The sequence below is a fragment of the Sphingopyxis sp. 550B genome (assembly GCF_057401805.1).
In genome coordinates, this window is record NZ_CM171610.1 from 2,301,495 (window position 1) to 2,324,801 (window position 23,307).

The 23,307-nt window shown below is 66.7% G+C and carries 21 protein-coding genes and 1 pseudogene; 16 read left to right on the plus strand and 6 right to left on the minus strand.

The genetic code is table 11. The annotated features are described in order from the left end of the window. The first annotated feature begins 30 nt into the window (after positions 1-30). Positions 31-1,673 (plus strand): IS66 family transposase gene (gene tnpC / locus AC2S9W_RS10755; protein ID WP_486572076.1). Its coding sequence is split into 2 segments (ribosomal slippage): positions 31-673 and positions 673-1,673, totalling 1,644 coding nucleotides; the frame shifts between segments, so codons are not numbered across the junction. After that, positions 1,673-1,885: a hypothetical protein gene (locus AC2S9W_RS10760; RefSeq protein WP_242770905.1), complete on the plus strand. Its 213-nt coding sequence runs from the start codon at positions 1,673-1,675 to the stop codon at positions 1,883-1,885. The genes tnpC and AC2S9W_RS10760 overlap by 1 nt, the downstream gene beginning before the upstream one ends. 31 nt (positions 1,886-1,916) lie before the next feature. Here AC2S9W_RS10760 and AC2S9W_RS10765 read toward each other — a convergent pair. After that, positions 1,917-3,085, minus strand: a pseudogene (locus AC2S9W_RS10765) (IS3 family transposase). Between the two features lie 165 nt (positions 3,086-3,250). Here AC2S9W_RS10765 and AC2S9W_RS10770 point away from each other — a divergent pair. Further along, complete coding sequence (locus AC2S9W_RS10770) at positions 3,251-4,483, plus strand: NAD(P)/FAD-dependent oxidoreductase (protein ID WP_486570793.1); 1,233 nt, start codon at positions 3,251-3,253, stop codon at positions 4,481-4,483. 3 nt (positions 4,484-4,486) lie between these two features. On the opposite strand, the gene AC2S9W_RS10775 is transcribed toward AC2S9W_RS10770, so the two are convergent. Beyond that, positions 4,487-5,107, minus strand: a complete 621-nt coding sequence (locus AC2S9W_RS10775) for a DUF4126 domain-containing protein (RefSeq protein ID WP_486570794.1) — start codon at positions 5,105-5,107, stop codon at positions 4,487-4,489. Positions 5,108-5,211: 104 nt separating this feature from the next. Here AC2S9W_RS10775 and AC2S9W_RS10780 point away from each other — a divergent pair, with 104 nt between their 5' ends. Further along, on the plus strand, positions 5,212-6,009 hold the full coding sequence (locus AC2S9W_RS10780; protein WP_067113811.1) for an NUDIX hydrolase: 798 nt from the start codon (positions 5,212-5,214) through the stop codon (positions 6,007-6,009). Positions 6,010-6,182: 173 nt separating this feature from the next. Beyond that, positions 6,183-6,425 carry a hypothetical protein gene (locus tag AC2S9W_RS10785; protein ID WP_076077951.1) on the plus strand — a complete coding sequence of 81 codons (243 nt, stop codon included), beginning with the start codon at positions 6,183-6,185 and terminating at the stop codon, positions 6,423-6,425. A 537-nt stretch (positions 6,426-6,962) separates the two neighbouring features. Here the strand turns inward: AC2S9W_RS10785 and AC2S9W_RS10790 are convergent. Continuing rightward, positions 6,963-7,841, minus strand: a complete 879-nt coding sequence (locus AC2S9W_RS10790; protein WP_486570795.1) for a carbon-nitrogen hydrolase family protein — start codon at positions 7,839-7,841, stop codon at positions 6,963-6,965. Between the two features lie 86 nt (positions 7,842-7,927). Between AC2S9W_RS10790 and AC2S9W_RS10795 the strand changes: the two genes are divergently transcribed. Continuing rightward, positions 7,928-10,864: a M16 family metallopeptidase gene (locus AC2S9W_RS10795; protein WP_486570796.1), complete on the plus strand. Its 2,937-nt coding sequence runs from the start codon at positions 7,928-7,930 to the stop codon at positions 10,862-10,864. Between the two features lie 18 nt (positions 10,865-10,882). On the opposite strand, the gene AC2S9W_RS10800 is transcribed toward AC2S9W_RS10795, so the two are convergent. Together AC2S9W_RS10800 and AC2S9W_RS10805 are read right to left on the minus strand one after the other, a co-directional pair. After that, complete coding sequence (locus AC2S9W_RS10800) at positions 10,883-12,667, minus strand: cation:proton antiporter domain-containing protein (protein ID WP_067111661.1); 1,785 nt, start codon at positions 12,665-12,667, stop codon at positions 10,883-10,885. A gap of 50 nt (positions 12,668-12,717) precedes the next feature. Further along, positions 12,718-13,932: an NADP-dependent isocitrate dehydrogenase gene (locus AC2S9W_RS10805; RefSeq protein WP_067111658.1), complete on the minus strand. Its 1,215-nt coding sequence runs from the start codon at positions 13,930-13,932 to the stop codon at positions 12,718-12,720. Positions 13,933-14,089: 157 nt separating this feature from the next. Between AC2S9W_RS10805 and AC2S9W_RS10810 the strand changes: the two genes are divergently transcribed. Both AC2S9W_RS10810 and AC2S9W_RS10815 read left to right on the plus strand, forming a co-directional pair. Continuing rightward, the gene (locus AC2S9W_RS10810; RefSeq protein WP_424538023.1) at positions 14,090-14,824 is read left to right on the plus strand and encodes a phosphatidylserine decarboxylase; all 735 of its coding nucleotides are present in this window, start codon (positions 14,090-14,092) and stop codon (positions 14,822-14,824) included. An 11-nt stretch (positions 14,825-14,835) separates the two neighbouring features. After that, positions 14,836-15,606: a CDP-alcohol phosphatidyltransferase family protein gene (locus tag AC2S9W_RS10815; RefSeq protein WP_076075972.1), complete on the plus strand. Its 771-nt coding sequence runs from the start codon at positions 14,836-14,838 to the stop codon at positions 15,604-15,606. On the opposite strand, the gene AC2S9W_RS10820 is transcribed toward AC2S9W_RS10815, so the two are convergent. Further along, complete coding sequence (locus tag AC2S9W_RS10820) at positions 15,590-15,847, minus strand: hypothetical protein (RefSeq protein WP_076075969.1); 258 nt, start codon at positions 15,845-15,847, stop codon at positions 15,590-15,592. The two genes, AC2S9W_RS10815 and AC2S9W_RS10820, sit on opposite strands and share 17 nt — an antisense overlap. A 322-nt stretch (positions 15,848-16,169) precedes the next feature. Here AC2S9W_RS10820 and rpsB point away from each other — a divergent pair, with 322 nt between their 5' ends. The 8 genes from rpsB (at position 16,170) to rseP (ending at position 23,244) form a co-directional block, all read left to right on the plus strand. Further along, positions 16,170-16,994: a 30S ribosomal protein S2 gene (gene rpsB, locus AC2S9W_RS10825; protein ID WP_067111647.1), complete on the plus strand. Its 825-nt coding sequence runs from the start codon at positions 16,170-16,172 to the stop codon at positions 16,992-16,994. 133 nt (positions 16,995-17,127) lie between these two features. After that, positions 17,128-18,054: a translation elongation factor Ts gene (tsf, locus tag AC2S9W_RS10830; protein ID WP_486570797.1), complete on the plus strand. Its 927-nt coding sequence runs from the start codon at positions 17,128-17,130 to the stop codon at positions 18,052-18,054. Between the two features lie 115 nt (positions 18,055-18,169). Continuing rightward, a complete protein-coding gene (gene pyrH, locus AC2S9W_RS10835; RefSeq protein ID WP_067111641.1) occupies positions 18,170-18,892 on the plus strand; it encodes a UMP kinase in 723 nt (240 codons plus the stop codon). Between the two features lie 22 nt (positions 18,893-18,914). Beyond that, on the plus strand, positions 18,915-19,469 hold the full coding sequence (gene frr, locus AC2S9W_RS10840; protein WP_067111638.1) for a ribosome recycling factor: 555 nt from the start codon (positions 18,915-18,917) through the stop codon (positions 19,467-19,469). 165 nt (positions 19,470-19,634) lie between these two features. After that, positions 19,635-20,279, plus strand: a complete 645-nt coding sequence (uppS, locus tag AC2S9W_RS10845) for a polyprenyl diphosphate synthase (protein ID WP_067111636.1) — start codon at positions 19,635-19,637, stop codon at positions 20,277-20,279. A gap of 2 nt (positions 20,280-20,281) precedes the next feature. Beyond that, the gene (locus AC2S9W_RS10850) at positions 20,282-20,956 is read left to right on the plus strand and encodes a phosphatidate cytidylyltransferase (protein ID WP_486570798.1); all 675 of its coding nucleotides are present in this window, start codon (positions 20,282-20,284) and stop codon (positions 20,954-20,956) included. A gap of 1 nt (position 20,957) precedes the next feature. Further along, on the plus strand, positions 20,958-22,121 hold the full coding sequence (locus AC2S9W_RS10855) for a 1-deoxy-D-xylulose-5-phosphate reductoisomerase (protein ID WP_486570799.1): 1,164 nt from the start codon (positions 20,958-20,960) through the stop codon (positions 22,119-22,121). Continuing rightward, positions 22,114-23,244 carry an RIP metalloprotease RseP gene (gene rseP, locus AC2S9W_RS10860; RefSeq protein WP_067184567.1) on the plus strand — a complete coding sequence of 377 codons (1,131 nt, stop codon included), beginning with the start codon at positions 22,114-22,116 and terminating at the stop codon, positions 23,242-23,244. The genes AC2S9W_RS10855 and rseP overlap by 8 nt, the downstream gene beginning before the upstream one ends. Positions 23,245-23,307 lie beyond the last annotated feature (63 nt).

Here is a 23,307-nt window from a genome sequence, read left to right on the forward strand (position 1 = left end):
GGTGGGGCCGATGGTGATTCATTCATGGGCATGGAAGCCGCCGTTTCGCCCACTCTGGACGACGTCGCAGCGCTCAAGGCGCTGCTGAACGCGGCGACCCGCAGAGCCGACGAGGCCGAAGCGCGGCTCGCCAACGCAAAGGCCCGCGAGAGCGCCACCGAGGCGATGATCGCCCATCTCAAGCTGCAGATCGCCAAGCTGAAGCGCGAGGCCTACGGCGCCAGCGCAGAACGCAGCAAGCGTCTCCTGGCGCAGATGGAGCTACAGCTCGAAGATCTCGAGGCCGATGCCAGCGAGGATGAACTCGTCACCGAGGCCGCCGCCGCAAAGGCCCTGTCCGTCACCGCGTTCGAGCGCAAGCGCCCGAGCCGCAAGCCGTTCCCCGATCACCTGCCGCGCGAGCGCATCGTCGTGCCCGCCCCCTGTTCCTGCCCGGCATGCGGCAGCAGCCGCCTTGCCAAGCTCGGCGAAGACATCACCGAGACGCTCGAGGTGATCCCGCGTTCGTGGAAGGTCACCCAGACGGTGCGCGAGAAGTTTTCTTGCCGCGATTGCGAGAAGATCACCCAGCCACCGGCGCCCTTTCATGTGCTCCCTCGCGGCTGGGCCGGGCCGAGCTTCCTCGCGATGCTGCTGTTCGAGAAGTACGGGCAGCACCAGCCGCTCAACCGCCGGCGGAGCGGTTCGCCCGCGAGGGCGTGCCGCTCAGCACATCGACGCTCGGTGATCAGGTCGGCGGCGGTGCCCATGCGCTGCTACCGATCTATCGCCTGATCGAAGCCCATGTCCTCGCCGCCGAGCGATTGCACGGCGACGATACAACCGTGCCGGTCCTTGCAAAGGGCAAGACCGATACCGCGAGGCTGTGGGTCTATGTGCGCGACGACAAGCCGTTCGCAGGTGCCGATCCGCCCGCGGCGCTGTTCCACTACTCGCGCGACCGGCGCGGCGAACATCCGCAAGCTCATCTCACGTCCTGGACGGGGATATTGCAGGCCGACGCCTATGGTGGCTACGGCGAGCTCTACCGCGAAGGGCGTATGCCCGGACCCATCTTCGAGGCGGGCTGTTTCGCCCATGCACGGCGCAAGTTCTTCGAGCTCGCCGACGTCGAGGGCGCTGCGCGCAAGAAGAGCCGCGGCGAGCGCTCGGGTCTGATCTATCCGATCGCGCTCGAAGCCGTGCAGCGGATCGATGCGCTGTTCGACATCGAGCGCGCCGTGAACGGCAGCAGTGCCGCTGAGCGGCTCGCCGTGCGGCAGGAACTCAGCGCACCGCTCATTGCCGAACTCCACGCCTGGCTCACCGAACAGCTCGGGAAGCTGTCGCGCAACCACGACCTGGCGAAGGCGATAAACTACATGCTCCGACGCTGGGCCGCGTTCAGCCGCTTCCTCGATGACGGCCGCATCTGCCTGACCAACAACGCGGCTGAGCGGGCACTGCGCTGCGTGCCGCTCGGTCGCAAGGCCTGGCTGTTCTGCGGATCCGATCGCGGCGGTCAGCGCGCCGCCATCCTCTACACCCTGATCCAGACCGCGCGCCTGAACGACATTGATCCGCAAGCGTGGCTCGCAGACGTGCTCGCCCGCATCGCCGATCATCCGGTCAGCCGGCTTGATGAGCTCCTCCCCTGGAACTGGCAAAGCAAGCCCGCCGCGATCGCCGCCTGATGTCCGTGAACAACGTCAGTAGCGTCAAAACCCTGGCGCGCGTCGCACGCGAGCTCGGCAAGGACGAGGAATCGCTCTTCGATCTCGCGTCGGGAATGGACCCGGAAGACGGCCTGATCTGGGTGTTCGGTCCCGACGACGACGGCGGCGTCATGGCATTCACGCCCTACGGCGTCGAATGCCTCATCAACCTCATGGCCGAACAATCATAGCAGGGCCGCGGCCCTCACCGGATGGCTACGTTCATGCCGCCTGTTTGATCATCAGATCATGGGGGGCATGCCCCCCATGATCTGATTGCCCGATCCGCCGATAGGCCTCTGCCGGGGTTCTCCCGGCAAGGCCCGAGTGTGGGCGCTGGGTGTTGTAATAGGTGATCCACCGGCCAAGACCAGCCCGCAACTCGGAGCCGGTCTCGAAGGCGTGCAGATACACGCATTCGTATTTCAGCGATCGCCAGAGGCGCTCGATGAAGACGTTATCCATCCACCGGCCCCGGCCGTCCATGCTGATGCGGACTTCGGCCTCGCGCAACACGCTGGTGAAGGCGAAGCTGGTGAACTGGCTGCCCTGATCGGTGTTGAAGATCTCGGGCCTTCCGAAGCGCGTCAGCGCTTCCTCCAATGCCGCGACGCAGAAGCCCGCGTCCATGGTGTTCGACAAGCGCCAAGCCAGTACCTTGCGCGTTGCCCAGTCCATGATCGCCACCAGATAGAGGAAGCCCCGGCGCATCGGGATGTATGTCACGTCGGCGCACCAGACGTGGTTCGGCCGCTCGATCGCCAGCTTGCGCAGCAGATAAGGATAGACCCTATGCTGCGGGTGCGGATCGCTCGTGCGAGGCCTCTGGTAGATCGGCGACAGACCCATCTTCGCCATCAGCCGCCGCACCCGTCGTCGCCCAACGTCATGACCATTACGGCGCAGATGCCGGACCATCTGCCGGCTGCCGTACCACGGCATGTCGAGGAACGCCGCGTCGATCACTCGCATCAGCGCCAACGTCTCCTCGGTCTCCGGCACTGGCGCGTAATAGTAGCTCGACCGGCTGATCGACAGCAGCCGGCATTGCGCCGCGATCGACAGGCGATGGTGAGCAGGCTCGATCATCGATCGCCTCCGTGCCACGCTCATCGACCGGAGGCTTTCGCTAAAAATCCCGCTCCACCAGCAACTGCCCGATCTTCGCGTGCAGCTTGTCCACTTCGGCCTCGCTGGCCGCCCGCCGCTTCGCCCGCACCGGAAAATGTGCCCGCCATCCCCGCGATGGCCTGCCGCTTCCATGACGCAATCATCGTGTGGTGAACGCCATGCTTTGCGGCCAACTCCGCCAGCGTCAGATCGCCCCGGATCGCTTCAAGCGCAACCTTCGCCTTGAAATCCGCGCTGTACCGCTTCCTCGTCGTCTTCATTCCCGTACCAGTCCTTCAGGTCTGGACTAGCTTAACACCCTGTCCAGAAAACCGGCACCACCTCACTGAGCCTGACCGCAAGGAAACGCTTCTAGCCGCGCCCGGCTTGTCATGACTTGCCGGCCGTGCAAGGGACGCGCGACCCTGGGGGCAGGAGCGTTATCGATGCATTTTGAGGTATTGATTGTGGGCGGCGGTCACGGTGGTGCGCAGGTTGCGGTGATGCTGCGGACGCAGAAGTTTGCGGGGAGCGTTGCGATTGTCGGCGACGAGCCGGAGCTTCCCTATGAGCGCCCGCCCTTGTCGAAGGAATATTTCGCGGGCGAGAAGGAATTCGAGCGCATCCAGCTGCGCCCCGCCCGATATTGGGACGAGCGCGACGTGACGATGCTGCTCGGCAAGCGCGTGGTCGGTGTCGACCCGGCGGCGCACACCGTCACGACCGACGGCGGCGAGACGATCGGCTACGGCAAGCTCGTCTGGGCGACGGGGGGCGCGCCGCGGATGCTGCCGATCCCGGGCGGCGACCTGCCGGGGGTGCAGGGGGTGCGCACCCGCGCCGATGCCGATGCGATGAAGGCGGCGTCGGAGACGGCGAGGCAGATCGTCGTGATCGGCGGCGGCTATATCGGGCTCGAGGCGGCGGCGGTGCTGACCAAGGCGGGCAAGAAGGTCGTGCTGCTCGAGGCGCAGGACCGGGTGCTCGCGCGCGTCGCGGGCGAGGCGCTGTCGCGCTTCTACGAAAAGGAGCATCGCGAGCATGGGGTGGACCTCCGGCTCGGCGTCTGCGTCGAGGCGATCGAGGGCGAGGCGCATGTCACCGGCGTTCGCCTGTCGGACGGCGAGGTCATCCCCGCCGACCTCGTCATCGTCGGCATCGGCATCGTCCCGGCGGTGGAACCGCTGCTCGCGGCAGGGGCCGAGGGCGCGAGCGGTAGCGGGGGCGTGCTCGTCGACCGCCATTGCAAGACGAGCCTTCCCGACATCTATGCGATCGGCGACTGCGCGGCGCACGAAAACCCCTTTGCCGAAGGCGCGGTGATCCGGCTCGAATCGGTGCAGAACGCCAACGACCAGGCCAATGTCGTCGCCAAAGGCATCGTCGGTGACGAAGCGCCCTATCATGCGATCCCGTGGTTCTGGTCGAACCAGTACGATCTCAAGCTCCAGACCGCGGGCCTGTCGACCGGGCACGACCGGGCGGTGCTGCGCGGCGACCCCGTGACGCGCAGCTTCTCGGTCGTCTATCTGAAGCAGGGCAGGGTGATCGCGATCGACTGCGTCAATGCGACGAAGGACTATGTCCAGGGCCGCATGATCGTCACCGCGGGGCTGACGGCAACCCCCGGGCAACTCGCCGACACCCGGACCCCGCTCAAGGAACTCCTCGCACCCTGACGCTCAGGCAGCGCCGGGCGGCGCATCGCCCAGCGCCTGCTTCAGCGTCGTCCTGATGCCGCGAAGCAGACGGCGCAGCACCACGATGACGATTACCGCCGCAACCGACAGAAGCACCGCAATCCCAATGGCAAGCGGAGGATAAGCGATGGCGAGCGCCAGCAGCCCGCTCGTCGCGACGTCTTCGCCGGTCGAAACGGCCGCATTGCTGTAGGGTTCGGGGCTGACGTTGACGACCGCGCGTGTCGTCGCCTTCGCGCCGTGGCTCAACAACGCGCCGCCGCCGCCGAGCAGAAAGGCCACCACCTGCCAGGCCGGGTTGGACGAGTCGACCAGCGCCAGCGCGAGCAGTGCGCCGCCGAGCGGGCGGACGATGCCGTGAACCCCGTCCCAGATCGAATCGACCCACGCCACCTTGTCGGCCAGGAATTCGGCGAGGGTGCCGATCGCGGCGACGCCCAGCACCCATGGGTTGGCCAGGATCTGGAGCGCCTTCAGATGTTCGGGCAGCGGCAACCAGCCGAAATGCATCGCGATGCCGGTGACGAGGATCGTCAGATAGAGTCGCCATCCCGCCAGCAGACTCAGGCTTCCGGCGACTCCCAATATCTCCAAGATTCCCAACGGTCCGCTCCCGCTGCAGCGCTGTCGGCGCCATCTTGCACCTGCAAGGGCGTCCCCGCAATGCCGGGATGACAAGCGCGGGCACGCGGCGTATCGCCTGGATCATGAATGATTCCACCTTGCGACCTTATGCGTCGCCGCCGGTGCCCGAGGGAGCGATCCCCGCCGCGACGCTCGTGATCATGCGGCCTTCCGACAACGGCGGTCCTGACGAGATATTGATGGTGAAGCGCGCAACGAACATGGCCTTTGCCGCCGGCGCGCTGGTGTTCCCGGGCGGGCGGATCGATCCCGACGATTATCTGGTTGCCGAGCGTCACGGCTTTGCGCCGCACGATGCCGAGGGCGCGGCCCGGGTTGCCGCGCTGCGCGAGACGATCGAGGAGACGGGGCTCGCGGTCGGCTGGGACGGGCTGCGCGACCGTGAAATCGCGGCCGTGCGGCGGGCGTTGCTGGGCGGGACGCTGCTATCGGACATATTGGCGTCGCGCGACGAGCGGATCGCGCTCGACGCGCTCGTGCCCTTCGCGCGCTGGTGCCCCAATTTCAAGGAGGCGCGGACCTTCGACACGCGCTTCTATGCGGTGCCGGCCCCCGCCCACGGCCACGAACTCACCGTCGAAGAGGCCGAGCATAGCCAGATTTTCTGGGCGAGCGCGCATGCGACGCTGGCGATGGCCGATCGCGGCGAGGCGTCGGTGATCTTTCCGACTCGGCGCAATCTGGAGCGGCTGGCGCAGCGGACGGATTTCGAGGATTTCACGAGGCATGCGGGAGAATATCCGATCGAGCTTATCACGCCGTGGGTCGAAGATCGCGGAGGGCGGCGATATCTGTGCATCCCGGAAGGGCTCGGATATCCGGTGACTTCCGAAGCCTTCGAGCGTGCGCGGCGCAGCTGATACCGGTCTATTTATCGGTGCATTAGCAATTTGATAGGAAATGATCGGCTAGGCCAAAACAGCATTGCAATTGCCGATGGTTACGCCTAGGAGGGCATTGCAGAACCAGATCGGGAGCGAGAGCTTTCTGGTGTGAATCGACAAGACCATTGATCCAGTGGACGGAGAATAAGATGAATCTGCTTAAGAAAGCTGCGGTCTCCCTCGCGGCGACCTCGATGATTGCGGCTCCGGTCGTGGCTTCGGCTGCTCCTGCGGCTGCCGCGTTCGACGGGGCTCGTGCGACCTCGACCGCTGAAGGCGAAAGTGAACTCACGGGGAGCGGTTGGATCATCGGCCTTCTCGCCCTGGCTGCCATCGTTGTCGGCATCGTGATCGCTTCGGACAACAACGACGACAACCCGACCAGCCCGTAATCGCGGCTCTTGTCGGAACCAGTTTCCGAACGGCCTCGAGCTCCTGCTCGGGGCCGTTTGCATATCTGGTGTCCGCGACTGCGTCGGTTTCTGACGGCGTTCATGCATCGTGACGCTTCGCGTGCCGTCGCATTGCCGCCGATGCTGTCGTTGCTGGACCATGATGACATCAGAAGGACTCGTCATTGCGAGCGGCGAAGCCGCGCGGCAATCCAGAGCGTGCGGTAACCGCTCTGGATTGCTTCGCTCCGCTCGCAATGACGAAGTGGGCAATCCAAAGTCATCAGAATCCGGAGGGGCATGTGTTTGATCCGCGACACCCCGTCATCGTTCGTTCTGAGCTTGTCGAAGCACCGTTCTTCCGTCGGCAGCGCCGAAAGAAATAACTGCCCTTCGACAAGCTCAGCACGAACGGATTGGGCACGATTCCGATTTATCGCACGCCGCTCTAAAGATCGAAGCAAGCATTTTCATTGACTGCCGGAAGGGCAGCGCCGTTTGCGGCGCGCTTGAACGGCCCCGGCATTTCCGAAACCGTCAGTCGTTCCGATCTCCTGCGCAAACGCTGTCGATTGTCGCCCGCCGCGCCGCGCGCGAGCGCGCCAAGGGGATGGCGGTCCGGGCTTCCCGCCGAGCCTCTTTCGCAATGGGTGCCAGCGCGAGCGTCGGGTCGCCTCCGGTCTCGACGATCTCGGCCAGAATGCGGCCCCACGGATCGACGGCCAGGCTGTGGCCATAGGTGGCGCGCCCGTCGGCGTGCGTGCCGCCCTGCGCCGCCGCGATGACGTGGCAGCCCGTTTCGATCGCGCGCGCGCGGAGCAGGATATGCCAATGCGCCGCGCCGGTCGGCACGGTGAAGGCGGCGGGAATCGCGATCACTTCGGCGCCGCGGTCGACCAGCGCGCGATAGAGTTCGGGAAAGCGCAGGTCGAAGCAGATGCTCAGCCCCAGTCGGCCGAGCGGCGTATCGACCACGATCAGCGCGTCGCCGCCGGCATAAGCTGCCGATTCGGTCCAGTTCTCGCCCGACGGCAGGGTGACGTCGAACATGTGGATCTTGTCGTAGCGGGCCCGGATGCTGCCGTCGGCGGCGATGACATGGCTGCGATTGACGCGCCGGTCGCCCGTGTCGGCGAGCAGCGGCATCGAACCGCTGTGCAGCCAGATGCCATGGCGCAGCGCCATCGCCTGCAAAGCAGGCAGCCAGGCGCTGTCCGCTTCGCGCCGGATATGCGGCGCCGACCGCTGGCGATCGCGGTCGAGTAATAGCGACATTTCGGGCAGGAAGACCATCGAAGCCCCCTGCGCCGCGGCTGCCGCCATCGCGCGGTCGATCGCCACTAGATTGGCGTCGGGATCGATGCCGCTGGTCATCTGGACGAGTGCGGCGAGCGGCGCGGCGGCTTGCTGTTCCATTCCGATTGGCTAGGCCGATGTCTTTCCGGGGACAAGAGGGCGACGGTTCAGTGGCCAGCAAGGTTCGAAGGCGATACACTGGCGCGATGTCGATTTTTCCCACGCGCGCCGCGCGGCGCCGATTTTCTGTTCTGCTGACTGCATGCGCGACCACCATGCTGCTGCTCGCGCCCGTGCGCGCTCCGGCGCAAGAGGCTGCGACCTCGGCACTCTCTTCCGCACAGGCCGCTGGCGACGACTGGCTCTATGCCGGCAGCGACATTCCGCGCGATGCCGGGTGGCGCTTCGGCACGCTCACCAACGGGCTCCGTTATGCGGTCCGCAATAACGGGGTTCCGCCGGGGCAGGTGTCGATCCGGGTGCGGATGGATGTCGGATCGCTGTTCGAGACCGAGAAGGAGCGCGGTTTCGCCCACCTCCTCGAGCATCTGACCTTTCGTGGATCGGTCCATATTCCCGATGGCGAGGCGAAGCGCATCTGGCAGCGTTTCGGCGTTTCCTTCGGCAGCGATACCAACGCCCAGACGACACCGACGCAGACGGTCTATCAACTCGACCTGCCCAGCGTGACGGCCGCCAATCTCGACGAGAGTATGAAACTGCTGTCGGGCATGATCCGCGAGCCGCGCATCTCGGCGGCCGCGGTCGAGGCCGAGCGCGGCGTCGTGGTTTCCGAGCTGCGCGAATCGGATGGGCCGCAAAAGCGCATCGCCGATGCCACCAACGCCCATCTCTTCGCCGGCCAGCCGCTTGCCGACCGCTCGCCGATCGGCACGCAGGAAACGCTCGCCGGTGCGCGCGCCGACAGCGTCACGGCATTTCACGATCGCTGGTATCGCCCCGACCGCGCGGTGATCGTCATTGTCGGCGATGCCGATCCGGCGGAATTCGAACGGCTGATTGCCCGATATTACGGTAACTGGAGCGCCGATGGATCGAATCCGACGCCGCCCGATTTCGGTATGCCCGACCCCAAGGCAGCGGTCGCGCGCGAGATCGTCGAGCCGGGCCAGCCCGCGGCATTGATGCTCGCGATGATCCGTCCGTGGAAGAAGCGGATCGACACGGTCGAGAATACGCGGCGCCTCTATCTGGAATATCTGGCGCAGGCGCTCGTCAACCGGCGGCTCGAAAACCGGGCGCGCAGCGGCGGCAGCTATCTCGTCGCCACGGTCGGGCAGGAATATGTCAGCCGCAGCGCCGACGTGACGATGGCGCAGATCGTGCCGCTCGGCGATTGGAAGGCCGCGCTCGCCGATGTGCGCGGCGTGATTGCCGACGCGGTCCAGACGCCGCCGTCGCAGGCCGACATCGACCGCGAGGCGAACGAGATCGAGGCGTTCCTCGCCAAGGAGCTCGAAAATGCGCGTAACGAACCCGGCGCCCGCCTGGCCGACGACATGGTGCGAGCGGTTGACATCGGCGAAACCGTGACCAGCCCGCAGGGGCAGGTCGATATGTTCAAGGCGATCCGTGCTTCGGCGACGCCGCAGGTGATGCTCGACATCAGCCGCGCGATCTTTGCGGCGCCGGTGACGCGCGTCGTGCTGACGACGCCGACGGCGGTCGAGGGCGGGGACAAGGCGTTGCTCGCCGCGCTCGCCGTCCCCGCACAGATTCGCGATGACCGGCTGGCGGTGGCGAAAGTGGACATCGGCGAACTGCCCGCGATCGGCCAGCCCGGTACGATCGTGTCGGCGACGCAGATTCCCGGGTTGCGTGCCGAACGGATCGAGTTCGCCAACGGCGTGACCGCGCTGGTGTCGAACAATGCGGTGGAGCCCGGCAAGGTGCGCGTCAACGTCCGTTTCGGATCGGGCAACCGCAGCGTTGCCGCCGACGCGCCCAATCTGTTGTGGACGGGCGATTATGCGCTGGTCGCGAGCGGCATCGGTCCCTGGGGTCAGAACGAGATCGACCAGATCACCAACGGGCGGCAGATTCAGCTCAATTTCGATATCGACGACGATGCCTTCGAACTGGCGGCGGAAAGCAGGCCCGCCGACCTCGCCGACCAGATGAAGCTGATCGCCGGCAAGCTCGCCTTTCCACGCTGGGACGTGGCACCGGTCGAGCGACTGCGCGTCGGCTTTCTGACCGGCTACGATGTCAACGACGCGACGCCCAATGCGGTGCTCGACCGCAATCTGCGCGGCTGGCTGACCGCCGGGGACGCGCGCTGGGCGGCGCCCGACAAGGCGCAGATCGAGGCGCTGACGCCCGCGGCTTTCCGCAGCTTCTGGGAACCGCGGCTCGCGAGCGGGCCGATCGAGGTTCAGTTGTTCGGCGATCTTTCTTCGGTCGATTATCGTCAGATCCTCGCCGATACGCTGGGGGAGCTGCCGCCGCGCAGCCCGCTTGCACCGCCCGAAGGGCAGGCGGTCGCTTTCGCGAAACACAGCAAAACGCCGATGATCGCCTATCACCGCGGCGAGCGTGGGCAGGCGGCGGCGATGACGGCGTGGCCGACGGGCGGCGGTCTCACGGCGCCGCGCGACGCGCGCGCGCTTGATGTGCTGGCGGCGATCTTCAACGACCGGCTCTTCGATCGGCTGCGCGCCGAGCAGGGGGCCAGCTACGGGCCCGTCGTCGACAGCCACTGGCCCACCGCCTTCGACAGCGGCGGTTATCTGCTGGTCGGCAGTCTGCTGGCGCCGAAGGACATCGACCGTTTCTATGCGATCGCCCGCGACATCGCCGCCGACCTCGTCGCGCGGCCGGTGAGCGCGGACGAACTGGCGCGCAATGCGGGCCCGATCCGCGAGCAGGTCGCGCGCGCCTCGACGGGCAATCTCTACTGGATGTTCCTGCTCGAAGGCGCGACCCGCGACCCGCGCGTGGCGGCGGCGGCGCTGTCGATCGGGGAGGATATCTCCGCCGTCACCGCGGCCGACATCCAGCGTCTCGCGCGGCGCTATCTGAAGCCCGACCGCCAGTGGTCGGGGGTCGTCCTGCCGCAGGGAATGTCGCTCGCCGACGCGTCGGCGCTTGGCCGCGCGGATGGACGGGCCGGCGGGCAGTAGCGGAAAAGGGCCTGCTCCCTAGCCGTCCTCGCCGGGCAACGGCCGCAGCCTCTGGATGCGCGGTTCGCGATCGAGGTGACCCTTGGTCATGATGTCGTGGCGCATCTTCGCGCGCACGTCGTGGATCGACGCGATCACCGGCCCCATCGCGACGCCGAGGTCGATCAGCACCGCTTCGGCGAGTTGAAGCGAGCTTTCGAGCGTTTCGGGAACGGCATCGGTGGCGCCGGCCTGATAGAGGGCGGCGGCATGGTCGGCGCCGCGCGCGCGAGAGATGATCGGCAGGTCGGGATATTTGCGCCGCAGCCGCCGCGTCATGCGAAGCTGCTGCACCGGGTCGTCCATGGTCAGGACGACCGCTTCGGCGGTGTCGATGCCCAGCCGGTCGAGGCTGCCCGGCCGTCCGACGTCGGCAAAGCGCACCGCGAAACCGTCGCGCCGCGCCGCGGCGACGGCGTCGATGTCGGCATCGACCGCGATATAGGGGCGCTCATGCTCTTTCAGCAATCCGGCGACGATGCGCCCGACGCGGCCGAAGCCGACGACGACGGTGCGCCGCGGCGGCGGCCCGTCGTCGTCGGCTTCGGCTTCGGCGACCCGTATCTCGATGCGCCGGGCGATGTCGTGGCCGACGCGTGCGAGCAGCGGCGTTATGGTCAGGCCGATCGCGGTAACGAGCTGCCAGAATTCGGCGGTGGTGCGGCTGATGATCTGTGCCTGGAGCGCGGTCGCGAGCACGATCAGCGTGGTTTCCGAGGGGCTGGCCATCAACAGCCCGACCTCGGCCGCGGTGCCGCGCCGCGCCGCGCCCGAAAAACGCAGCAGCGCGGCGGTGACGACCGCCTTGATCAGCACCACGCCGACCACCGCGGCGATGAGTTGCGGCCACAGTCCGGCAATCGTCCGCAGATTGAGCCCCATGCCGACGCTGATCAGGAACACGCCGAGCGCGAGCCCCTTGAACGGCGCGGTAATCGCCTCGACCTCGGTATGATATTCGGTCTCGGCGATCATCAGTCCGGCGAGCAGCGCGCCGACGATCGGCGACAGGCCGACCGCCGCGGTCGCCAGCGCGGCGACGATGACGACGAGCAGGCTGGCGGCCAGGAACAGTTCCGGGTCCTTGGCGCGCGCCGCCTGCGCGAAGATGCGCGGCAGCAGAAACCAGCCGCCGATCGCCAGCGCCGCGACGACCAGCGCCCCCTGCCACAGCGTGGTCAGCAGCAGTTCGGCGCTGTCGCCCGACGCCGCCGGCGACAGGGCTGCGAGGATGAAGATGATCGGGACGAGCGCCAGATCCTCGAACAGCAGCATCGAAAAGGAGGCGCGGCCGACCGCGGATTGAGTGCCCGCGATGGGCAGGACGAGCGCCGTCGACGACAGCGCGAGCGCGATGCCCAGCCCATAGGCCGATGCCGTCGATTGATCGCTGACCAGCATCAGCGCCGTGCCGAGGATCGCTCCGCCCAGCAGCAGTTCGGCGGCGCCGATCCCGAACACCAGCTTGCGGAGTTGCCAGAGGCGGCGGAACGAAAGCTCCAAACCGATCGAAAAGAGCAGCAGGATGATGCCGAGTTCGCCGAACAGCGCGATATCGTCCGGCGACGAGATGGTGACGTGCCTCAGCCAGGGATAATCGGCGGTGAAGCTTCCCAGCCCCGACGGCCCGACGAGCAGCCCGACGAGAATGAAGCCGATGACCGGCGAGATGCGGAAGCGCGCGAAGGCGGGTATGACGACGCCCGCCGCGCCCAGCACGACGAGGGCGTTGCCGATGGCGGATGTTTCGGCTTCGGTGACCATTGGCCGACCTTATGCAGGTCGGCCGGCCGTATCTCAACTTTTTTGGTTGGTTAGCCGCCCATTTTTTTGTCGAGATTCTCGACGATCGCCTCGAAGAAGCCTTCGGTGGTCAGCCAGTTCTGGTCGGGACCGATCAGCAGCGCGAGGTCCTTGGTCATCTTGCCGCTTTCGACCGTGGCGACGCAGACCTTCTCGAGGTCGTCGGCGAACTGCGTCACCTCGGGCGTGCCGTCTAGCTTGCCGCGGTGCTTGAGCCCGCCCGTCCACGCGAAGATCGACGCGATCGGATTGGTCGAGGTCGCCTTGCCCTGCTGGTGCATGCGATAGTGGCGGGTGACGGTGCCGTGCGCGGCTTCCGATTCGACCGTCTTGCCGTCGGGGGTCATCAGCACGCTGGTCATCAGGCCGAGCGAGCCGAAGCCCTGCGCGACGGTGTCCGACTGGACGTCGCCGTCGTAATTCTTGCAGGCCCACACGAACTTGCCCGACCATTTCAGCGCCGACGCGACCATGTCGTCGATCAGGCGATGCTCATAGGTGATGCCCAGTTCGTCGAACTTCGCCTTGAATTCGGTCTGATAGATTTCCTCGAACAGGTCCTTGAAGCGGCCGTCATAGGCCTTGAGAATGGTGTTCTTGGTCGACAGATAGACCGGCCACTGGCGCGCGATGCCGTAGTTGAGGCTGGCGCGCGCGAAATCGCGGATCGAATCGTCCAGATTGTACATGCCCATCGCGACGCCCGACGACGGGAACTGGAACACTTCCTCGTCGATGACGGTGCCGTCCTCGCCCTCGAACACCATGCGCAGCTTGCCGGGGCCGGGAACGCGGAAATCGGTCGCGCGATACTGGTCGCCGAAGGCGTGGCGGCCGACGACGATCGGGTCGGTCCAGCCGGGAACCAGTCTGGGCACGTTCTTCATCACGATCGGCTCGCGGAAGACGACGCCGCCCAGGATGTTGCGGATCGTGCCGTTCGGCGACTTCCACATCTTCTTCAGGCCGAATTCCTCGACGCGGGCCTCGTCGGGGGTGATCGTTGCGCATTTGACGCCGACGCCATGCTTCTTGATCGCGTTCGCCGCTTCCACGGTGATCTTGTCGTCGGTGCGGTCGCGCTCCTCGATGCCGAGGTCGTAATAGTGCAGGTCGATGTCGAGATAGGGCAGGATCAGCCGCTCGCGGATCCATTGCCAGATGATCCGGGTCATTTCGTCGCCGTCGAGTTCGACGACCGGGTTGGCTACCTTGATCTTGCCCATGTGCGTGCCTTTTCCTGTGGGGAGTCGAATTGCAGGGCGCCTTAGGCAATGCGGCCCGATTGTTCAACCGCCGTGGTGATGCGCCTGATCGGGCGAGGCGCGGAACGATTGCACAACTCGATTGTCTCTTTGGAACCGCCCCCCTAGAAAGACCGCTATGTCCTCCACCATTTCCTCGAACCGTCCCGGCGGCGGCATCAAGTGGCGCTGGCCGTCGATCCATCCGGAGGGGCGCAAGTTCCTGTTGATCGCGGGCGTCGTCACCCTCTGCTTCTGGCTGCTGGGCTGGGAGATCGCCGGCTGGCTGATGTTCGGCCTGACCGTCTGGGTTGCCGCCTTCTTCCGCGATCCGGTGCGCGTGACCCCGACGGCGCGCGACCTTGTCATCGCGCCGGCCGACGGGCTCGTCACCCAGATCGCCGAGGTGCCGCCGCCGATCGAGATCGCCGGACCCGACGGCCTCGGCGATGCGCCGATGCTGCGCGTGTCGATCTTCATGAGCGTCTTCGACGTCCATATCAACCGCACCCCGGTCGCGGGGACGCTGCGCAAGCTCGTTTATATCCCCGGCAAGTTCGTCAACGCCGACCTCGACAAGGCAAGCGAGGAGAATGAGCGCCAGCATTTCGTCGTTGAGCGCGCCGACGGGGTGCGGATCGGCTTTACCCAGATCGCGGGTCTCGTCGCGCGGCGGATCATGCCCTTCGTCAGCATGGGGAACGAGGTTACGACCGGACAGCGCGTCGGGCTGATCCGTTTCGGCAGCCGTGTCGACGTCTATCTGCCCGCAGGCACGACGCCGCAGGTGCTGCTCGGCCAGCGCGCGCTGGCAGGCGAAACCGTCATAGCGCGGATCGGCCACGCCGAGACGATCGACGGCATCGGGCAATAGGGGCGGCGGCGATGGATGGTGCCGATCGACAGGCGGATGCAGCCGAGCGCCGGATCGTCGGCCTGCCGCTGCGCGCCTTCGCGCCCAACGCGGTCACGGCGCTGGCGCTCTGTTTCGGGCTGACGGGGGTTCGCTTCGCGATCGGCGAGGAGTGGGAAAAGGCGCTCGCCGCGATCATCTTCGCGGGGGTGCTCGACGGAATGGACGGACGCATCGCGCGGCTGCTCCGCGCCCAGAGCCGTTTCGGCGCCGAGCTCGATTCGCTGTCCGACGTGATCGCCTTCGGCGTCGCGCCGGCGATGGTGATGTTCCTCTGGTCGCTGCAGGATGCGCCGAAATTCGGCTGGACCGCGGCGCTGGCGCTCGCGGTGTGCTGCGCATTGCGTCTCGCGCGCTTCAATTCGCGCATGGACGCCGATGTCCAGCCGCACAAGGCGGCGGGTTTTCTGACCGGCATCCCGGCGCCGGCCGGGGCCGGACTGGCCTTCGTTCCCGTCTATCTGTGGCTGGTGACCGGCGAGACGCTGTTCCGCGAATGGTATGTCGTGATGCCGTGGGTGCTCGCCATCGCGATGCTGATGATCTCCGCGATCCCCACCTATGGCTGGTCGTCGATCCGTCTGCGCCGTTCGTGGCGGCTCTTCGCGCTCGCCGGCGTCGGTCTGCTCGGCGCCGCGCTCGTCACCGCACCCTGGCACAGCCTGCTCGCGATCTGCGTTATCTACGTCGCATTGCTGCCGTTCGGCATCGCGAGCTATGCGCGGGTCAGGCGGCGCGGCTGAGCAGCGGCTGCGCGGCCATCGCGCGCGAAACCGAACGGACGGGAAGACGGCGGGCAGGGCGCTGGCGCGTCGTCGCGGCGGCCGGAGCCGGGGAGGCCGGAACACCGTCGGCCGGGAAAGCCCCGTCGCCCGCAAGCGCCGAAAGGATCGCATCGCCGTTCGATGTCAGCATCGCCAGGATCACGGCGAGGCCAAGCCCCGCAGCAAGGGTGAAGAGGAGAGCGGCAGCGACCTGAAGCATCGACTTGTCCTTTCGGTTTCGGTCTGCGAAACCTCCCGCATCGGCATGACGGTTTCGCTATCCGCTTCGTTCCATGTTCATGATATGTTCTCAATCATCCTGCGATGAAGCGGTGCTTATCGTCGATGAATCGTTTTGACTGCGCCCGGCGTTCATGCGGCGGGCGTGCACCCGGCAGTGGCTTTTTCCTTGATTCCGGGCGGCGATGCGGCTAACGGCCCGCGCATTCCACATGGAAGGCGCACATACCGGTGCCGGGTCCATCCCTTCGCGGATGTCTCGGTTCTTGCCTTCCAGAGGACTAACCGGAAGGAGAAAGACCATGGCGGCACCTGTCGTCACGATGCAGAATCTTATCGAAGCGGGCGCCCACTTCGGCCACCAGACCCACCGTTGGAACCCGCGCATGAAGCCGTATATCTTCGGCGCGCGCAACGGCATCCACATTCTCGATCTGTCGCAGACCGTGCCGCTCTTCGCGCGCGCGCTCGACTTCGTGTCCTCGACCGCGGCGGCGGGCGGCAAGGTGCTGTTCGTCGGCACCAAGCGCCAGGCGCAGGGGCCGATCGCCGACGCCGCGCGCGCATCGGGTCAGCATTTCGTCAACCACCGCTGGCTGGGCGGCATGCTCACCAACTGGAAGACGATCTCCAATTCGATCCGCCGCCTCAAGACGCTCGAGGAACAGCTTGCGGGCGACACCTCGGGCCTCACCAAGAAGGAAGTGCTCAACAGGACGCGCGAGCGCGACAAGCTCGAACTGAGCCTTGGCGGCATCCGCGACATGGGCGGCATTCCCGACGTGATGTTCGTGATCGACGCGAACAAGGAAGAGCTGGCGATCAAGGAAGCGAATGTCCTGGGCATCCCGGTCGTCGCGATCCTCGATTCGAACGTCTCGCCCGACGGCATCGCCTTCCCGGTTCCCGCGAACGATGACGCCGCGCGCGCCATCCGCCTTTACTGCGAAGCGGTCGCCCAGGCGGCGACCCGCGGCGGCCAGCAGGCGCGCGTCGATCGCGGCGAGGACCTCGGCGCGGCGGTCGAGCCGATCGCCGAGCCCGTGCTTGCCGAGACCCCGGCGACCGAGGACGAGCAGGTTCCGGCCGAAGCGGCCGCCGAAACCGAGCGTCAGAGCGACGCGTAAGCACGTTGCGTGACGGGCCGGCGCCGCGACAGGCGCCGTCCCTGTCATCCTCCTGTCTTGTCGCGCCGCCATGCGCGCGGCGCAGCGGCGGGCCGATCCGATGGCCCGCCCCCCTTTTGGAAAGGATCACCCCATGGCTGAGATCACGGCCGCCCTCGTCAAGGAACTGCGCGAACGCACCGGCGCGGGCATGATGGATTGCAAGAAGGCGCTCGCCGAGAATGACGGCGACATCGAAGCGTCGATCGACTGGCTGCGCACCAAGGGTCTTGCCGCCGCCGCCAAGAAGGCCGGCCGCGTCGCCGCCGAGGGGCTGGTCGGCGTCGTCACCGACGGCACCCGCGGCGCGATGGTCGAGGTCAACAGCGAAACCGACTTCGTTGCCAAGAACGAACAGTTCCAGGGCTTCGTCCGCGACGTGACCCAGGTCGCGCTGGCCGGCGACATCGCCGACATCGACGCGCTGGGCGCCGCCGCCTATCCCGCGGGCGGCTCCGTCGCCGAGGCGCTGACGCAGAACATCGCCACGATCGGCGAGAATCAGTCGCTGCGCCGCGTCGCCATCCTCTCGGTCGGCTCGGGCGTCGTCACCGGCTATGTCCACAACGCCGCCGCGCCGGGTCTCGGCAAGATCGGCGTGCTCGTCGCGCTCGAATCGAGCGCCGGCGCCGATGTCCTTGAACCGCTCGGCAAGCAGCTGGCGATGCACGTCGCTGCCGCCAACCCGCTCGCGCTCAACGGCGACGAACTCGACGCCGAACTGATCGCCCGCGAACGCGCGATCGCTGAGGAAAAGGCCGCCCAGTCGGGCAAGCCCGCCGACATCGTCTCGCGCATGGTCGACGGCACGATCGCCAAGTTCCGCAAGGAAAACGCGCTGCTGTCGCAGCCGTTCGTGATCGACGGCAAGACCCCGGTCGCCGAAGTCGTCGCCGCTGCGGGCAAGGACGTCGGCGCGGACATCACCCTCAAGGGCTTCATGCGCTTCCAGCTCGGCGAAGGCATCGAGAAGGAAGAGAGCGACTTCGCCGCCGAAGTCGCCGCCGCTGCCGGCCGCTAATGATGATCCGCGGCTGCCGCCCGATCGGTGCGGCAGTCCGCTTGGCAATGGCGCGCACTCTGACTAGGGTGCGCGCCATTGGTTTTTCGACCCCTTGGTGAAGGTTCTCCTCGACATGGCATTGCCCGGCATGAAACGCATCCTGCTCAAGCTGTCGGGCGAGGCGTTGATGGGCACGACGCCGTTCGGGATCGACCCCGACACGGTCGCGAGCATGGCGGCGGAGGTCAAGGCGGCGAAGGATCGCGGGCTTGAAATCTGCCTTGTCATCGGCGGCGGCAACATCTTTCGCGGCATGGCGGGCGCGGCGAAGGGCATGGACCGCGCGCAGGCCGACTATATGGGGATGCTCGCGACGGTGATGAACGCGCTGGCGATGCAGAATGCGCTCGAACAGCTGGGCGTGGAGACGCGCGTCCAGTCGGCGATCGAAATGGACAAGGTGTGCGAGCCCGTCATCCGCCGCCGCGCCGAACGTCATATGGAAAAGGGACGGGTGGTGATCTTCGCCGCCGGCGTCGGCGCGCCCTATTTCACCACCGACAGCGGCGCGGCGCTGCGCGCGGCGGAGATGAAGTGCGACGCGCTGCTGAAGGGCACCAGCGTCGACGGCGTCTATAATGCCGACCCCAAGCAGGACCCGACGGCGGTGCGTTACGACCGGCTCGGCTACGACCGCGTGCTTGCCGACAATCTGAAGGTGATGGACGCGAGCGCGGTGGCGCTGTGCCGCGACAATCAGATTCCGATTGTCGTGTTCAACATCCGCGAACCCGGCAATCTGGCCCGCGTGCTGGCAGGCGATGGCGTATGCACCGTCGTCGGCGACGCGGCCTGACCGCATAGAAGAGGACAAGACAATGGCGAAATATGACAAGGCCGACCTCGACCGCCGCATGCACGGCGCGGTCGAATCGCTCAAGCACGACCTTGCGGGGCTGCGCACCGGCCGCGCGCATACGGCGCTGCTCGATCCGGTGACGGTCGAGGTCTATGGCTCGCACATGCCGCTCAACCAGCTTGCGTCGATCAGCGCGCCCGAACCGCGGATGCTGTCGGTGCAGGTGTGGGACAAGTCGAACGTCGGCCCGGTCGACAAGGCGATCCGCGCTGCCGGCCTGGGCCTGAACCCGATCGTCGACGGCCAGGTGCTGCGCCTGCCGATCCCCGAGATGACGCAGGAGCGCCGCAAGGAACTGTCGAAGCTTGCCGGCCAATATGCCGAAAAGGCGCGCGTCGCGGTGCGCAACGTCCGCCGCGACGGCATGGACGCGCTGAAGCAGGACGAGAACAAGAAGGAAATCAGCGAGGACGACCGCAAGCGGTCGGAGACCGAGGTGCAGAAGCTGACCGATTCGGTCATCGCCGAAATCGACGCCGCCGCGAGCGCGAAAGAAAAGGAAATCCTCGGCTAGTGCCCTCCCGTCCCCGCCTCTCTTTCGTTCGCATCGAGCGAAGTCGAGATGCCCATCCTCGTTGCGCGATGCTGACGGGTGTCTCGACTTCGCTCGACACGAACGGATTCTGAAGGCGCTCTCGTGACCACCCCCTCCCACGGCGCACGGCATGTCGCCATCATCATGGACGGCAATGGCCGTTGGGCGAAGAAGCGCTTTCTGCCGCGCGTCGCCGGCCACAAGGCCGGGGTCGAGGCGGTGCGCAACATCGTGCGCGCCGCGGCCGAGATGGAACTGGAGGCGATGACGCTCTACGCCTTCTCCTCGGAAAACTGGAAGCGGCCCGAGGAAGAGGTCAGCGACCTGATGGGGCTGATGAAGCGCTTCATCCTGAGCGATCTCGACGAATTTGCCGCCAACGACGTCCGGCTCAAGGTCATCGGCGACTGGCGCGCATTGGCACCCGACGTCGTCGCGCTGATCGAGGATGCGATCGCGCGCACCGCGGGGAACAGCCGCACGACGCTGGCCGTCGCGCTCAACTATGGCGCGCAGGATGAACTGGTGCGCGCCGCGCGCGCGGCCGCCGCGGAAGGCGGGATCAGCGCGCAGGCGATCGAGGCCCACCTCGACACGGCCGGCCTGCCGCCGCTCGACCTGCTCATCCGCACTTCGGGCGAGGTGCGGCTGTCGAATTTCCTGCTTTGGCAATCGGCCTATGCCGAACTCTATTTCACCGATACGCTCTGGCCCGATTTCAAGCCGGCCGACCTGCGGGCGGCGCTCGACCATTTTGCGCGGCGCGAACGCCGCTTCGGGGGATTGTGACGATGGCGGCAGCAAAATCGGATCTGGGCGTCCGCGTCGGCTCGGCGATCGTCCTCTTCGCGATCGCCGGCGCGGCACTGTGGTTCGGCGGCATCGCCTTCGGGCTGCTGCTCCTTGTCGGCGCGGCGCTTCTGCTCGTCGAATGGTTCGCGCTCGTTCGCGCCATGTCGCTCGGCGGCGGCGCGCGCGGGGCATTGACGCTGCTCGGTCCGCTGCTCGTCCTCGGCGCGGTGGGTGGTCTCTGGCATATCCGCGACCAATTGGGTGTCACCGCGGCGCTGTGGGTGTTCGGCATGGTCTGGGCGACCGACATCGGCGCCTATTTCGCCGGCCGCGCCTTCGGGGGCGCGCGGCTCGCTCCGGCGATCAGTCCGTCGAAGACCTGGTCGGGACTGTTCGGCGGCATGATCGCGGCGCTGGTCGCCAGCGCGACGATCGGCGACCGCGCGGGGATCGTCGGTATTCCGCTGTGGATCGGCCTGTTCATGGGGCTGCTCGCGCAACTCGGCGACCTGGGCGAAAGCTGGATGAAGCGCCGCGCCAGCGTCAAGGATTCGGGCAGCCTGATCCCCGGCCATGGCGGCATCTTCGACCGTGTCGACGGCTTGCTGCCGGTGGCGCTGGTGCTCGGCGCACTGGCTTTCGCGGGGCAGATCGCGGTGCGGGCGGCGGGCTGAGATGACGCGCCGCCTCTCGCTCTTCGGCGCCACGGGGTCGGTCGGCCAGTCGACCCTCGACCTCGTCCGCCGCGATGGAGAGGCGTGGCGGGTGACGGTGCTGACCGCGAACCGCGATGTCGCCGAGCTTGCGAAGCTGGCGCGCGAATTCCGGCCCGACGTCGCGGTGATCGCCGACGAGACGCGTTATCCGGCGCTGAGGGCTGCGCTGGCCGGAACGGGCATCGAGGCGGCGGCGGGCGCCGACGCACTCGTCGAGGCGGCGCGGTGCCCGGCCGATCTCGTCATGGCGGCGATCGTCGGCACCGCCGGCCTCGCGCCGACGATGGCTGCGCTCGAAGCGGGCACCGACGTCGCGCTCGCCAACAAGGAAGCGCTGGTGTCCGCGGGTGCGCTGATGACCGCGACCGCCCGCGCGTCGGGTGCGACGATCCTGCCCGTCGATTCAGAGCATAATGCGATCTTCCAGTGCCTGGCGGGCGGACGCATCGAGCAGGTGCGCCGGATCATCCTGACCGCGAGCGGCGGTCCCTTCCGCACCATGACGGCGGAAGCGATGGCACACGTCACCCCGGCGCAGGCGGTTGCGCATCCCAACTGGTCGATGGGCGCGAAGATCAGCGTCGATTCGGCGACGATGATGAACAAGGGGCTCGAACTGATCGAGGCACATCACCTCTTTCCGGTGGGCCTCGATCGGATCGAAATCCTCGTCCATCCGCAGTCGGTGATCCACAGCCTCGTCGAATATGTCGATTGTTCGACGCTCGCGCAGCTCGGCTCGCCCGACATGCGCATCCCGATTGCCTCTGCACTTGCGTGGCCGCAGCGCATGGTCACGCCGTGCGCGCCGCTCGACCTTCCCGCCATCGCGCGGCTCGATTTCGAGGCGCCCGACGAGGCGCGCTTTCCCGCGACCGCGCTCTGCCGCGCCGCTATTGCAGAAGGCGGCGCGCGGCCGGCGCAGCTCAATGCCGCGAACGAGACGGCCGTCGCCGCTTTCCTCGGCGGACGCATCGCCTTTCCCGCGATCGTCGATACGGTGAAGCGGGTGCTCGACGCCGATGCGCCGGCGGTGCCGACATCGCTTCAGGACATATTCAGCGTCGATGCCGCATCGCGCACGACCGCGCAGCATTTTGTGGACCAGCTCGAACATGCTTGACGTGCCGCCCTGGCTCTATCTGATCGCCTTCCTGATCGTCCTCGGGCCGCTCGTGTTCGTGCACGAATATGGGCATTATATCGTCGGCCGCTGGTGCGGGGTGAAGGCCGACACCTTCTCGATCGGTTTCGGGCGCCGGATATTCGGCTGGACCGACAGGCGCGGCACCGAATGGAAGGTCGGCTGGCTGCCGCTCGGCGGCTATGTCCAGTTCGCCGGCGACCGCGATGCGGTGAGCCAGCCCGATGCCGAATGGCAATCGCTGCCCGAGGCCGAGCGCGCGCACAGCTTTCCCGCGCAGCCGGTGTGGAAGCGCGCGCTAATCGTCCTCGCCGGGCCACTGACCAATTTCCTGTTCGCCATCGCAATCTTCGCGGCCTTTGCCATGGTCTACGGCGTTGCGACGACCCCGCCGGTGATCGGCGCGATCGAAGCGGGCAGCGCGGCGGACAAGGCGCAACTCGAGGTCGGCGACCGCATCGCCCGGATCAACGGACGTGCGATCGAGGATTTTATGGACATCCCCATGGCCGTTGCCTTCGATCTCGGCCGGCCGGTGGAAATCGGGATCGAGCGCGGCGGCGAGCAGCGGACCCTCACGCTGCGCCCGCGGATCGTGACCGAGACCGATCGCTTCGGGAACAAGGCCGAGCGCGCGATCATCGGCATCCGCCCGGTGGCGCCGGTCTATACCACGGTCGGACCGGTCGAGGCGCTGACTGCCGGCACCGCGCAGACCTGGGGCCTTGTTCGGATGACCGGCAAGATTCTCGGCCAGTTCGTGACCGGCCAGCGCTCGGTCAAGGATATGGGCGGGCCGTTGCGGATCGCGAAGCAGTCGGGCGAGATGGCGACGCTCGGCGTGGCGTCGCTGATCTTCTTCATCGCCTTCGTGTCCATCAATCTGGGGTTCATAAACCTGTTGCCATTGCCGATGCTCGATGGCGGCCATCTTCTCTTCCATGCCTATGAAGCGGTCCGGCGGCGCCCGGCGCCGCTGCAGGCGCAGGAATGGGCCTTTCGATTTGGTTTTGCGGTGGTCGTGACCCTGATGCTGGTCGTGACTTTCAACGATTTGGGCTCATTCGGCCTGTGGGATCGGATCGCCCGCTTGATTGGATAGCCGGTCTGGGGCAGGAGAGCGCGCAGGTCCGCGTTCGGCGGGTTGATCGCTTCGAGTTATTTT

Excerpts from the sequence above, each read along its gene's own strand:
- frr (WP_067111638.1), top strand. The coding sequence starts at position 18,915 with ATGGCGAAATATGACAAGGCCGACCTCGACCGCCGCATGCACGGCGCG.
- pyrH (WP_067111641.1), top strand. The coding sequence starts at position 18,170 with ATGGCATTGCCCGGCATGAAACGCATCCTGCTCAAGCTGTCGGGCGAG.
- uppS (WP_067111636.1), top strand. The coding sequence starts at position 19,635 with ATGGACGGCAATGGCCGTTGGGCGAAGAAGCGCTTTCTGCCGCGCGTC.
- AC2S9W_RS10815 (WP_076075972.1), top strand. The coding sequence starts at position 14,836 with ATGGATGGTGCCGATCGACAGGCGGATGCAGCCGAGCGCCGGATCGTC.
- AC2S9W_RS10820 (WP_076075969.1), bottom strand. The coding sequence starts at position 15,847 with ATGCTTCAGGTCGCTGCCGCTCTCCTCTTCACCCTTGCTGCGGGGCTT.
- AC2S9W_RS10795 (WP_486570796.1), top strand. The coding sequence starts at position 7,928 with ATGTCGATTTTTCCCACGCGCGCCGCGCGGCGCCGATTTTCTGTTCTG.
- AC2S9W_RS10780 (WP_067113811.1), top strand. The coding sequence starts at position 5,212 with ATGAATGATTCCACCTTGCGACCTTATGCGTCGCCGCCGGTGCCCGAG.
- rseP (WP_067184567.1), top strand. The coding sequence starts at position 22,114 with ATGCTTGACGTGCCGCCCTGGCTCTATCTGATCGCCTTCCTGATCGTC.
- AC2S9W_RS10790 (WP_486570795.1), bottom strand. The coding sequence starts at position 7,841 with ATGGAACAGCAAGCCGCCGCGCCGCTCGCCGCACTCGTCCAGATGACC.
- AC2S9W_RS10760 (WP_242770905.1), top strand. The coding sequence starts at position 1,673 with ATGTCCGTGAACAACGTCAGTAGCGTCAAAACCCTGGCGCGCGTCGCA.
- AC2S9W_RS10785 (WP_076077951.1), top strand. The coding sequence starts at position 6,183 with ATGAATCTGCTTAAGAAAGCTGCGGTCTCCCTCGCGGCGACCTCGATG.
- AC2S9W_RS10855 (WP_486570799.1), top strand. The coding sequence starts at position 20,958 with ATGACGCGCCGCCTCTCGCTCTTCGGCGCCACGGGGTCGGTCGGCCAG.
- AC2S9W_RS10770 (WP_486570793.1), top strand. The coding sequence starts at position 3,251 with ATGCATTTTGAGGTATTGATTGTGGGCGGCGGTCACGGTGGTGCGCAG.
- rpsB (WP_067111647.1), top strand. The coding sequence starts at position 16,170 with ATGGCGGCACCTGTCGTCACGATGCAGAATCTTATCGAAGCGGGCGCC.
- AC2S9W_RS10810 (WP_424538023.1), top strand. The coding sequence starts at position 14,090 with ATGTCCTCCACCATTTCCTCGAACCGTCCCGGCGGCGGCATCAAGTGG.
- AC2S9W_RS10850 (WP_486570798.1), top strand. The coding sequence starts at position 20,282 with ATGGCGGCAGCAAAATCGGATCTGGGCGTCCGCGTCGGCTCGGCGATC.
- AC2S9W_RS10805 (WP_067111658.1), bottom strand. The coding sequence starts at position 13,932 with ATGGGCAAGATCAAGGTAGCCAACCCGGTCGTCGAACTCGACGGCGAC.
- tsf (WP_486570797.1), top strand. The coding sequence starts at position 17,128 with ATGGCTGAGATCACGGCCGCCCTCGTCAAGGAACTGCGCGAACGCACC.
- AC2S9W_RS10800 (WP_067111661.1), bottom strand. The coding sequence starts at position 12,667 with ATGGTCACCGAAGCCGAAACATCCGCCATCGGCAACGCCCTCGTCGTG.